Here is a 12,294-nt window from a genome sequence, read left to right as displayed (position 1 = left end):
ATATATGGCCTGGAACGAGCCGGGTGGAAACAACCAGGATCCATGGGGCGGTGGTAACAAAGGCGATAAGCAAGGACCACCGGACCTGGACGATGCTTTTCGCAAATTTCAGGAAAAACTGAATTCCATGTTTGGGGGAGGTCGCAAAAGCGGTGGAGGCTCCGGTGGTGGTGCTCAGGCAGGCTCCTCTTCCGGCATTTTTATTGGTATTCTGATACTCGCTGTTGCAGCTTACATCTGGAATGCGGTCTATACCGTTGATGAAAAAGAGCAGGCCGTCATCCTGCGCTTTGGTGAGTATGCAGAGACGGTTGGCCCAGGCCTGCATATGTACTTCCCTCCCATTGAAACCAAGTTTCAGGAACGGGTGACTGAACTTCGGACCTATAACCTCTTGCAGCAAATGTTGACCGAAGACGAGAACATCGTCGAGGTGGCCATGTCGGTTCAGTACAACATTGATGATATCAAGCACTATGTTCTCAACGTTGCCAAGCCGCTGGTCAGTCTGGAAGAGGCGACACAGAGTGCGTTGCGTCATGTTGTCGGTGGCTCCGAGATGTACCAGGTGTTGACCGAAGGTCGTGAGGTGATGGGTATCGAAGTGCGTGATCGCCTTCAGGCTTACCTGGACAGCTACGGTACCGGCCTTAATGTTGCCAAGGTAAACATTGAGAGCGCCCATCCTCCCAAAGAAGTGCAGGCAGCATTTGATGACGTTATCCGCGCCCGTGAGGATGAAGAACGGGCCAAGAACAAGGCCCAGGTGTATGCCAACAAGATCATTCCGGAAGCCCGTGGTCAGGCTCAGCGTATCATTGAGAGTGCCAACGGTTACCGTGATGAGGTAGTAGCCAAGGCAGAGGGTGAAGCAGATCGTTTCGTGAAACTGTTGGGTGAGTACCAACAGGCACCTGAAGTAACCCGCGAGCGTCTTTATATTGAGGCGATTGAAGACGTGTTCAGTAAATCCAGCAAGGTACTGGTGGATGTTGAAGGTGGCAATAACATGATGTATCTGCCGCTGGATAAACTGACACAGTCCCATGGTAGCAGCAAAGTGCCATCCAGACAGTTATCTGCCCAGGAATTAAACGAGATTACCACCCGGGTGACAGAAGAATTGAATAAACGCGTCAATAGCTCGCGAGTCAGTGGGGGGAGGGTAAGTCGATGAGTCAGAAAGCCTTCACTGGACTGATTATTTCTCTGGTTGTTGTAATACTGGCGTGGGGAAGTTTATTCGTTATCTCCGAACGGGAGAGGGCGGTGCAACTTCGTTTTGGTCAGGTAGTACGTGACAGTATCCCTCCGGGCCTGCATGTGAAAATCCCGCTGGTTGACAAGGTTAAGGTGTTTGATGGCCGTCTGCAGACTCTGGATGTGCCATCCGAGCGCTTCCTGACCCTTGAACAGAAGGCCGTGATTGTGGATTCCTACATCAAGTGGCGCATTCACAACGTCTACGACTTCTACCGCGCAACGGCAGGCGATGTATTCCGTGCCAGTAACCTGCTTGCCCAGCGTGCTGAGTCCAGCATGCGGAACCAGTTTGGTAGCCTCACTCTGAACGAAGTGGTGTCCGGCCAGCGTGACGAGATGATGGAAGAACTGACCACAACGCTGAATGAAGTTGCCCAGGATGAGCTGGGGGTCAGTGTTATGGATGTACGTATCAAGCGGATTGACCTGCCTCCCCAGGTCAGTGACTCGGTATTTGAGCGGATGTCATCTGAACGTGAGAAAGAGGCTCAGGACTACCGTTCCCGCGGTCAGGAGATGGCAGAAGGTATCATGGCGAATGCCGACCGTGAAAAGCAGGTGGTTCTGGCCGATGCCTACCGTCAATCTGAAATGATCCGCGGTGACGGGGATGCCAGGTCAGCTGAGATTTATGCCAAAGCGTATCGGCAGGATCGGGAATTCTATGCCTTCTATCGTAGCCTTCAGGCTTACAAAGAGAGCTTCGGAGAGTCCGGTAACGTCATGCTGATAGAACCAAAAGGTGATTTCTTCCGCTACTTTAATCACGATAAGCAAGGCAAATAATGAACTCTTGCTGCCAGCGCTAAAAAACCGTGGTAACATTATCAAAACCGGGCCTCGCCCGGTTTTTTCGTGTGTGGGCAAGTAGCGAAGAAAAAACTTCCACAGTAACAATAAGAGAGGCTGTTATGACCGTCGCTGATCGCTGGCTGCTGCCTGATGGAATTGAGGAAATTCTTCCCGGCAGAGCCCGTTGTGCTGAAAAGTTAAGGCGCGACATACTCGACCTGTTTGACCGCTGGGGTTACCAGCTGGTGATTCCTCCCCATCTGGAATTTATCGAGTCACTGACGGCAGGTGTCGGTCATGACCTGGATCTGCAAACCTTCAAGGTAACCGATCAGCTGACCGGTAGAACCATGGGATTAAGGGCAGATACCACACCGGCGGTGGCCAGAATTGATGCCCATACCCTGAAAGTGGATGGGCCGGTAAGACTTTGTTATTCAGGCAGTGTCTTTCATACCCGCCCCGCTTCCCTCGGGGCTTCAAGGTCACCCATCCAGATCGGTGCAGAGCTGTATGGTCACTCTGGCGTGGCAAGTGACCTGGAAGTGATTTCCCTGATGCTGGAAACCCTGGCTCAGGTGGAAGCCGATTCAGTCAGTCTGGATCTTGGGCATGTGCAGATTTACCGTTTGCTGGCATCCCAGGCCGGACTATCGGGTGATCAGGAGCTGGCGCTTTTTGATACCTTGCAGCGCAAGGCGATCTCTGAAGTTGAACAGCTGGTCAATCAGTGGGATATCAGCGCAGGGTCTGCCCGAATGCTGAAAAGCCTGCCCAATCTGGCCGGTGGTCCGGAAATACTGGAACGGGCCAGGGGTGAGCTGGCTGATGGTCCTGAGGGCGTTGCCACTGCTCTGGATGAACTCGGGTTGATTGCCAGAGAGATTACCAGTCTTTATCCGGGTGCTGACTTCTATTTCGACCTGGGCGAACTCAGGGGCTACAACTATCATACAGGTGTCGTTTTTGCGGCTTATCTGCCCGGTCAGGGGCAGGCAATCGCCAAAGGCGGGCGCTATGATGGGATCGGTGAAGCCTTCGGCCGATCACGCCCTGCGACCGGTTTTAGCACTGACCTCAAGACGCTTATGGAGCTTAAGGCGTTGCTGGAGCTGAAAACAGAAAGTACAGATGACTGTACCGAAGGCAAGACCATTTTTGCGCCTGTTGATGCGGATGCCGCCCTGGTGCAGTCCCTGCGTCGGCAGGGGGAGCGGGTAGTTCGCCAGCTGCCCGGGCAAGCGACAGACGCAGCGGGCATGGGTTGCAACCATCAGCTGATCTGCCGCGACGGCGAATGGTTGGTTGAACCGTTATAAATTGCATTGAAACTAAGAGACCGATTCCATGGGTAAGACTGTTGTCGTACTTGGCACCCAGTGGGGTGATGAAGGTAAAGGCAAGATTGTCGACCTGCTGACCGAGCAGGCGGAAGCTGTTGTTCGCTTCCAGGGCGGCCATAATGCCGGACACACCCTTGTTATTAATGGTGAGAAAACCGTTCTGCACCTGATTCCTTCCGGAATCCTGCGGGAAGATGTGGTTTGTTACATCGGTAACGGTGTTGTGCTGTCTCCTGAAGCGTTGCTGAAAGAGATGAAGCAGTTGGAAGAAACCGGTGTTCCTGTGCGCGAGCGCCTGAAACTCAGCCCTGCCTGTCCTCTGATTCTGCCTTACCATGTGGCGCTGGATCAGGCCCGTGAGCTGGCCCGTGGCGAAGCCAAAATCGGTACGACGGGTCGTGGTATCGGTCCTGCCTACGAAGACAAGGTAGCTCGCCGGGGGTTACGTGTTGCTGATCTGCTGCACCCTGAACGTTTTGCCAGAAAACTGAAAGAAGTGATGGACTATCACAACTTTGCCCTGCAGCACTACTACAAGACAGAAGCCGTAGATTACCAGACCGTTCTGGATGACACGCTGGCCATGGCCAGGGAACTGATTCCGATGATTGATCGTGTTTCAGACCGTCTGCATGAGCATCATGGGCGTGGTGACCACATTCTGTTTGAAGGTGCCCAGGGTTCTCTGCTGGATATCGACCACGGCACTTACCCGTTTGTCACGTCATCCAACACCACCGCAGGTGGTACCTCTACGGGGACTGGTTTTGGTCCGCTGTACCTGGATTATGTCCTGGGTATTACCAAGGCTTACACCACCCGTGTGGGTTCAGGCCCCTTCCCGACAGAGTTGGATGACGAAAATGGCCGCCATCTGGCCAAAGTCGGTAATGAGTTTGGTGCTACGACCGGTCGTCCACGCCGTTGTGGCTGGTTTGATGCCGTAGCCCTGAGACAGGCTATTCAGATCAACTCGGTCAGTGGCCTCTGCCTGACCAAACTGGATGTGCTTGACGGTCTGGAAACAATCCGCATTTGCGTGGATTACAAGAATGCTGATGGTGAGTCCATTACCACGCCTGTTGATGTTGAAGAGTACGAGTCGGTTCAGCCTGTCTATGAAGAGATGCCGGGCTGGAGTGAGTCGACATTTGGTGCGAAGAGCCTTGATGAGCTGCCTGCCAAAGCGCTGGCTTATATCAAGCGTCTTGAAGAAGTCACCGGTGCACCGATTGATATTATTTCCACCGGACCGGACCGTGTAGAAACTATCGTTCTGCGTCAGCCGTTTGCCTGATCATCAGGATTGGCCTCTGTGACAAAATCGCCGGTTTATCATTGGACAAACCGGCTTTATACCTAGTACATGGTTTCAATGAGTTTGACGGGTTGTCGTGCCTCCGCACTCCGTTCGTCCTGAGCTTGTCGAAGGACCCATAGGGCCTAAAGGCGGAAACTCCGGACTCTGATAGATCGTGCCAAGCACCCTTCGACTCCGCTCAGGGTGAACGGAGATCGTACACGTCAAACTCATTGAAACCATGTACTAGGGTGATATTGTCAGTAGTTATGGTTTTGACATCAATTTATTAAGCGCTTTCAAAGTCACCTGCAATAACTGAGTCATAACTTGGTGGTGGATTTGGGTAAAGACGATGATAATCGGGCGGGGCTTCATAAGATATGGTCAAAAATATGTCCATAATTTTATTGTTTAGTTGATCGCAGTTAAGATGTTGAAAATCAGCAGGGGATGGGTCATGCCTGTCCTGATGCCCGATAGCAAACAGTGTGAGAAATTGCTGTTTGAACAGCTCATTTTCGCTGGCCAAAAGTTGGTTGCGAAAGGTGCCAGAGTTGGCAATTTTGTCCCTTAGAGCGTTGAGTAAAATATCAAAACGCTGGTTTAATTTGCGAAAACATCCTTTGCAGTACTTGTCCATAAAAATAATCAGCAGGTTTTCAGCGGCTCCTGTGCCGATGGGTAAGCCGGGATCCAGATTCAGAGTCTGGTCTGTAAGCAGATGCTCAGTCAGGCCGAAGTTATCAAACATCAGGGTCTGGCCAATAAAATTTACGTGGATGTAAGGACTTTGTGGATGTGGATAAAAACTCTGATTATCTACTTTGCTGGATAGAGCGAACGCACCCGTTTGGTAAAAAGAGATCTCCGTGTTCACATCGACTCGATTGTGACTGGCAAGCATTTTACAGATTACTTCCCTGTTGATATTGCCAGGGTTGCTGTTGATTAATTCCTTTGGCGTAAAACGCAGATAATGGCCCCCGGTATCCCCAAGCCTGATGGTGACTTCAGGGCGAATAAAAATATTATTAAGCAATATACTCACTATTTCCGGTGTCAGTTTTTCTGTAACATGATACTGGCGACGGCGTCCCCGCGCATCAAACATTCTTCTTGGGGGGATCAGAAAATTCTCACCCGCCAACGCATAATTCGGGTAGGCCCCAAACTCAAGCAATAACTCCAATGCTTCTGCCTTGCCGTTTGCCGCTGCTTTGGCCGCCGCGTCTTCCAGCCCTGTCCCAACAGAGTTACCGTTGGCTAAAGTGTGCTGGCGAACCAGTCGCCTGATCAGTGGCACATCACCGGTTGTTGCAGCCCGTAACAATGTCGATTCACGACTCTTGAATTTCAGAGAAATCAAGTTGATGGCTTGATGGCAACGGAGGGTGAGCTTCTGACTGGAAGTCCGCCGGGTTGCCCGATACGGTGGTGCATCAGTGGCATTGGGCGATTGATTACCAGTCTGGATGGGGGCAGGGCTGCTACTGTGTATCATGCTTCTGACTTCGTTGAATTTATGATGTTTCGGGATTGGCGCTTGCAAACCCCGGAGTTCCGGCAATCAATGAATTGGACTTACCTGCCAGTCAATAGTTCCCGGTCTCAAGCAGTTTTTTCTGTTGATCTGTCCTGGGGAAGTATCATTTGCCTTCAGGGATCCGGCTTGCATTACACTGTCTCCGCCGGTTGTTTTGGCATAACACTGAGATCAGCTATTCTTTTGTTATGCTCTCTTTTCACTTTCTCCCTTTGCATTAATAGTCTGATGCATGTACTAATACAGAATGGATTCAATGTTGACTTCTCCCCCCTCCATGGCCTTTGAAGAAAGATATCATGATTGTAGATTTTCATTTTCACCAGGCAGCCCCGGGCTGCCATACGCCCTAAAAGAGGTGCAATAAGCCCATGTCAAAAGGGTGGAAAAGCCAGGATAGTCAGGCATCTCTCGAAGCAGAGCGCTATGAAAACCCGATCCCCAGTCGTCTGTACATCATGGAATACCTTGAGCAACGAGGGGCTCCGGTCAGCCATCAGGCGTTATGTCGTGCACTGGGTATAAATGACGAAGAACAGCAGGAAGCGCTGATGTTCCGCCTTAAGGCGATGATCCGCGATGGTCAGCTGCTGCAAAATCGCAAGAATGCCTTTGCCCTGATCAGTAAGCTGAATCTTATTAAAGGGGTAGTTCAGGGCAATAAAGAAGGATTTGGCTTTTTAATGCCGGATGGTGGTGGTGAAGATCTCTACCTTTCCCCCCGTGAGATGCGCCAGCTGTTTGATGGTGACCGTGCGGTTGTGCGTGAATCAGGCGTCGATCATCGTGGCCGCAGGGAAGGCCAGCTGGTTGAGGTGATTGAGAGAAATACGACACAGGTCGTCGGTCGTTACTATACCGAGTCTGGTGCGGCCTTTATGGTGCCTGAAAACCCCCGTATCAGCCGGGAGATTATTGTTCAGCCGGGCCCGCTGATGCCCACGGAGGGGCAATATATTCTGCTGGAAATTACCCGGCAGCCCGGCCGTCGCAACATGCCTATGGGCATTGTTAAGGAAATTCTCGGTGGCAGAGCCGATGCCGGCATGGAGGTCGAGGTTGCTGTTCGCACCCATAATATTCCCCATGACTGGCCGGAAGCGGTGGAAAAACAGTGCAAGGGTTTTACAACTGAGGTCGCAGAGTCGGACAAAGATTGCCGGGTCGATTTACGGGCAACGCCGTTTGTCACAATTGATGGTGAAGATGCCCGTGATTTTGATGATGCGGTTTATTGTGAGTCAAAAAAAGGCGGCGGCTGGCGACTGTTTGTTGCGATTGCCGATGTTTCCCACTATGTGAAACCGGGCTCAGCCCTGGACAAGGAAGCGTTTAACCGGGGGACTTCGGTTTACTTCCCGGGGCATGTGATTCCCATGTTGCCGGAGGTTCTGTCCAATGGTTTGTGCTCCCTGAACCCCGAAGTAGATCGCCTGGCAATGGTCTGTGAAATGACCATCAGTGGCAAAGGCAAGATTTCCGGCTACAAATTCTATGAGAGTGTTATCCGCTCCCATGCGCGGCTGACGTATATCAAAGTCTGGGATATGTTGTCCCTCAGTGATGAGGGCCGGGCGCTACGGAAGCAGTACCAGCCATTAGTGCCACACCTTGAGCATCTGTACTCGCTCTACAAGACCTTGGTATCCGTACGGGCAGAGCGTGGCACGATTGATTTTGATACGGTGGAGACCCAGATTATTTTTGGTCGCCACCGCAAGATTGAGCAGATTGTGCCCAGGGAGCGTAATGACGCCCACAAGTTGATTGAAGAGTGTATGCTGTGCGCCAATGTGTGTGCGGCAAAGTTCCTGGAAAAGCACAAACTCCCGGGGCTTTACCGTGTGCACGAAGGGCCGACGCTGGAGAAGAAGCTTAACCTGAACAGCTTTATTGGCAGTTTGGGGCTGGCACTTCCCTCAGACAAAATCACCCCCCGTGATATTCAGGCATTGTTGCTTAGGGTGAAAGATCGTCCTGATTACCATGTGATTCAGACCGTGGTTCTTCGCTCAATGAGTCAGGCAGTCTACAGTGGTGATAATCAGGGGCATTTTGGCCTGGCCTTCAAGGCTTATGCACACTTTACCTCGCCCATCCGCCGTTACCCTGACCTGCTGGTACACAGGGCGATTCGTCATATTATCCGCTCAGAGAGCCCCTCCCGGCATGTGGTTCGTGTGGGGGCCAGCCCCATACCTGAAAAGCGCATCTACCCCTATAACGCCGGCGATATTCAGGCACTGGGAGAGCACTGTTCCACCACAGAGCGACGGGCTGATCTGGCAACCCGCGATGCCATGGACTGGCTGAAGTGCGACTATATGCAGCAGCATATTGGTCAGACCTTCAGCGGTATTGTCTCTTCAGTGACCGGATTCGGGTTGTTTGTTGAGCTGAAAGATGTCTATGTCGAGGGATTGGTTCATGTGACCAGCCTGCCGGATGACTATTATATTTACGACAATGTTCATCATTGCATGCGCGGTGAGCGCACCGGTCGCCGGTTTGGTCTGGGCGATGAGTTGGAGGTGATGGTCAGTAAGGTGAATCTGGACGATAAGAAGATCGACTTTGAACTGCTGTCAGCACTTAGCAGGCCGGGAAGAAGAAAGTCATCCGGTAAGTCTGGTTCGGCGAAAAAATCCCGTTCATCCGGAAGCGCGGCACTTGGCAGTCGATTCAAGTCGGCAGCGGCCAAGGAAAAACTGCTCAGAGAAGCCAGGGCTGCTGAAGAGGCGGCTAAAAAAGGGAAAGGCACTTCATCCGCCAAGGGCTCTTCATCCGCTAAGGGCTCTGCCGAAGACGGTAAGCCATCCGGCCGTAGGACGAAAGGCAGGAAATCCGCCAAAACAACCGGTAAAAAGGGCAAGCCAACCGCTTCCGGCAAAAAGAAGACTGCCGGTAAGAAGAAAGCCAGCAGCGCCCGGAAGTCTGATTCAGCCAAAGCCTCAAAGCCGACGGGCAAACAGCCTCGTAAACGGAAGATCAGTTAATAAGCTTCGTATCACAGGGATTATCAAGCATTGCTTCCTGGCTCCTTGGGTTACTCCGGGAGTCTGTCTGCTTTATCGAGATGTCTTTTGAAATCAGGCCGCTTCACAGCGGCCTTTTTGTTTCCGGGTTGATAAGAGTTTTTATTTAACGATCACTTTTCGGGCAAGGAAAACACCTTAGCGGCAGAATTGGTTAAATATCTTAGTGTTCATAGGGAACTAAAACCAAATATAAATATCTATTAGCTGTAACAAACATTAATTAAAACGGAAGGTTTCGATATGGACAATATCACTTCTAATGCAAAAAAGGACTTTGGTTCAATAAATAACGTAAGCGATAGTACAAAATGTAAACATTCTTCTGGTCGTTCAGGTATACGGGAATGCGTGGAAAGTTCTGACCAAAAAAATTATCTCTCCTGTGAAAAACAGTTTACTGATAATGAGATAGAATGTATTCCATTGCAGGATCGGATAGTGACTATTTCGAAAAAAACCATTAAATTTCTGTGCCAGGCTACTTTGACGTTTACTCTCCCGGTTGCGCCCTCGGCTTTAGTCGGGTTTGCTATCGGGGCTACCGGGTCTGCTGCTGTCGGGGTTGATAGTGCCGGGTTTGCTGCTTGTGCTGAGCTTGCTGCCGGGCCTGCCTTGATTGCCTTAGCTGGATTTGCTATTGGGGCCTTCTGGGGTTCTGTTCAGGGTGAAAGGGCTACCAGCGATGTTGGTACTGGTGTTGCCAAAGGTGTTGCGACAGGTGTTGCTACCAGTGTCTGTATGGGGACTGTCGGGGCTGCTAGTATTGTTACCTCGTCTGCTATCGGGTCTACTGTCGAGGCTGTTGGTAATTATTTCTTTAAAAAAGACGATTAAAATGTTTGGCCGAGCTAATGTTACGCATACTCGGTCAGCCTCCTTGGCTACTGGCGAGGTTGATGCAGCATATATCTAACTGGAAATGAGTCCGGTAGCGCATAGGTCATGCTTATTCTGGCCGTTTTCGTTAACATATCAGTGTTAAAACATCAGCAATAACTCCTGTCCTTCCAGTTTTGCTAAAATCCCCCTTTTTATGGCCTGTAAAGGCTTTCAAATGAGAAATCAATGAGCAATGACGTAGTATTTGGCCTGCATGCAGTGCAGAGCCTGTTTGAACGGTCACCCGAAAGAATACTGGAGCTTCAGATCCAGAAAGGTCGTACGGATAAGCGAATCAATGCCCTGGTTGATCAGGCCAGAGATCAGGGCGTTTCCGTCCGATTTGTTGAACGCAGTCGTCTTGATGCCAAAGCGGAGGGTGTGCATCAGGGTATTATGGCCAGAGTCTCTGCCGCCCGGGTTTACCGGGAAGAAGGCCTGGAGGATATTCTTGATGGGCTGAATGAACCACCCTTTCTCCTGATTCTGGATGGCGTTACGGACCCTCACAATCTTGGGGCCTGCCTGCGGACTGCCGATGCGGCAGGTGTACATGCGGTGATTGTGCCCAGGGATAAGTCTGCCAGTCTCAATGCTACAGCAACCAAAGTGGCCTGTGGTGCAGCAGACAATGTACCTCTGATTCAGGTGACCAACCTGGCACGGAGTATGGAATGGCTCAAGGAGCGAGGTATCTGGATGATTGGTACCGCAGGCGAGAGTTCCGGCAATATTTATCGGTCGGATTTAACCGGTCCTCTGGCTCTGGTCATGGGCGCAGAAGGTAAAGGAATGCGTCGCCTGACCAGAGACCTGTGTGATTCGCTGATTTTTATTCCAATGGCCGGTTCTGTCAGTAGCCTCAATGTGTCGGTTGCTACCGGGGTGTGTTTATTTGAGGCGGTTCGACAGCGACGATGATTGTCACCACTCTGATTTCACTGAATCTGCCCTTTGGATAAATCATCGATTCAACAAGCCAGTTCAAAAAGACTGGCTTTGGGGCATTGGCTTATTCAATGGTCGTTCTTCGGTTGTTCCATATTGACGATACGCATCTAATTGCCCAAAAAAAACGCAATAATAAAGGATTAGCCGGACTCATCTGAGGAAAAGCTATTCCCATTTGGCATTTTTGAGTAATGTTTTATCAAGATAATTTAACTTCCAGCTGTGATAACGTCCCCAAGCCATACGATCTTTATAACTGCGAAGGATCTCCGGAAGATCGTTGATTGTTGCTTCTGAGTTCAGGCTATTCTCATGAGGAGTAGAGACTTGTTTCTTCATCTCTTTGATAGAGGCATAGAAGCTTTTTTCCAAAATAAATCTTGCTTCCTCAGGGGAGATATCTTCCAGGAAATTATTATGAGTAACAATACGTGAAAGCGAGGTTTTTTTTAAATCATATTTTGGTTTTAATTTATTAAATATTGACCGTTCAATCGAATTCATTGTTTCATGATCCTTATCATTCTTTTTTTTAAGTTTTTTGCAGAAGTCATCAACAATCCAACAAGTTTGATTAAGGGAGATACCTAACAACTCAGAACTGTAAGGTGATTCTTTTAATGATGGTATAGATTGAAAAACGCAAGTATGGAATCTTCCCTTCAGGTCGTCTAATTGGAATTTTGGTTTCCCGATGGCCAAAATGTTGACAGCTCCAATATTATTACGATCATCCGTTACTACTGCATAGACATCCATGTGTTTGGATAGTATATCCCTGAAGTCTCCGTGTGTCATAAGGTGTTCTTCCGCAAAAATAAGAGGTTCTTTATCCTTGGGACGGTAAAATGTTTTAGTCAAGTGGACTGTAGGCGCATCGGATAAGGCGCTGGCAGCCTGTACAGAACTCGATGCAGCTGCACCCTCTGTCGAAATACATGTTCTGTGAGCAATGGGATTAGTGGTTCCACTTTCCCCGTGCGACACTTTAGTATCCACTTTTTGATTCTTGTTTTCCTGTTGGGGATTATAAGTGTTTCTTGAAACATTACCGTTATTTACACCGTGCATGACTGGTAACCTCAATTTTGGAAAAACAAAGACTATCTTCATATAGTTCTTGATATTTGGCCCAATATCTGACCGTTTTTCTAAAATTAAGTTTCCTTCCTCCAGGTAGCC

The 12,294-nt window shown here is 50.0% G+C and carries 9 protein-coding genes; 7 read left to right on the top strand and 2 right to left on the bottom strand.

From position 1 onward, the window contains the following. Nucleotides 1–4 precede the first annotated feature (4 nt). The 4 genes from hflK (at nucleotide 5) to ACO6VE_RS14945 (ending at nucleotide 4,695) form a co-directional block, all read left to right on the top strand. Nucleotides 5–1,177, top strand: coding sequence for an FtsH protease activity modulator HflK (gene hflK / locus ACO6VE_RS14960; protein WP_422462073.1), 1,173 nt, complete (start codon nucleotides 5–7; stop codon nucleotides 1,175–1,177). After that, nucleotides 1,174–2,049, top strand: a complete 876-nt coding sequence (hflC, locus tag ACO6VE_RS14955; protein WP_422449883.1) for a protease modulator HflC — start codon at nucleotides 1,174–1,176, stop codon at nucleotides 2,047–2,049. Before hflK ends, hflC begins: the two co-directional genes overlap by 4 nt. A gap of 125 nt (nucleotides 2,050–2,174) precedes the next feature. Beyond that, the gene (locus ACO6VE_RS14950) at nucleotides 2,175–3,374 is read left to right on the top strand and encodes an ATP phosphoribosyltransferase regulatory subunit (RefSeq protein ID WP_422462071.1); all 1,200 of its coding nucleotides are present in this window, start codon (nucleotides 2,175–2,177) and stop codon (nucleotides 3,372–3,374) included. Nucleotides 3,375–3,402: 28 nt separating this feature from the next. Then, a complete protein-coding gene (locus tag ACO6VE_RS14945) occupies nucleotides 3,403–4,695 on the top strand; it encodes an adenylosuccinate synthase (RefSeq protein WP_422462069.1) in 1,293 nt (430 codons plus the stop codon). A gap of 292 nt (nucleotides 4,696–4,987) precedes the next feature. On the opposite strand, the gene ACO6VE_RS14940 is transcribed toward ACO6VE_RS14945, so the two are convergent. After that, complete coding sequence (locus ACO6VE_RS14940) at nucleotides 4,988–6,202, bottom strand: hypothetical protein (protein ID WP_422462067.1); 1,215 nt, start codon at nucleotides 6,200–6,202, stop codon at nucleotides 4,988–4,990. Between the two features lie 413 nt (nucleotides 6,203–6,615). Between ACO6VE_RS14940 and rnr the strand changes: the two genes are divergently transcribed. The 3 genes from rnr to rlmB all read left to right on the top strand — a co-directional run bounded on the left by rnr (nucleotide 6,616) and on the right by rlmB (nucleotide 11,082). Then, nucleotides 6,616–9,240 (top strand): ribonuclease R, encoded by a 2,625-nt coding sequence (gene rnr / locus ACO6VE_RS14935; RefSeq protein ID WP_422462065.1) that lies wholly within the window; start codon nucleotides 6,616–6,618, stop codon nucleotides 9,238–9,240. 282 nt (nucleotides 9,241–9,522) lie between these two features. Then, nucleotides 9,523–10,116 (top strand): hypothetical protein, encoded by a 594-nt coding sequence (locus ACO6VE_RS14930; protein ID WP_422462063.1) that lies wholly within the window; start codon nucleotides 9,523–9,525, stop codon nucleotides 10,114–10,116. Between the two features lie 231 nt (nucleotides 10,117–10,347). Continuing rightward, nucleotides 10,348–11,082: a 23S rRNA (guanosine(2251)-2'-O)-methyltransferase RlmB gene (gene rlmB / locus ACO6VE_RS14925; protein WP_422462061.1), complete on the top strand. Its 735-nt coding sequence runs from the start codon at nucleotides 10,348–10,350 to the stop codon at nucleotides 11,080–11,082. 195 nt (nucleotides 11,083–11,277) lie between these two features. Here the strand turns inward: rlmB and ACO6VE_RS14920 are convergent, their stop codons facing one another. Beyond that, nucleotides 11,278–12,183: a hypothetical protein gene (locus tag ACO6VE_RS14920; RefSeq protein WP_422449890.1), complete on the bottom strand. Its 906-nt coding sequence runs from the start codon at nucleotides 12,181–12,183 to the stop codon at nucleotides 11,278–11,280. Nucleotides 12,184–12,294 lie beyond the last annotated feature (111 nt).

This window comes from Endozoicomonas sp. ALB115 (assembly GCF_049310245.1).
Lineage (GTDB): Bacteria > Pseudomonadota > Gammaproteobacteria > Pseudomonadales > Endozoicomonadaceae > Endozoicomonas.
Note: the sequence above shows the minus strand (reverse complement) of the source record. Positions and strands in the feature narration are given on the sequence as shown.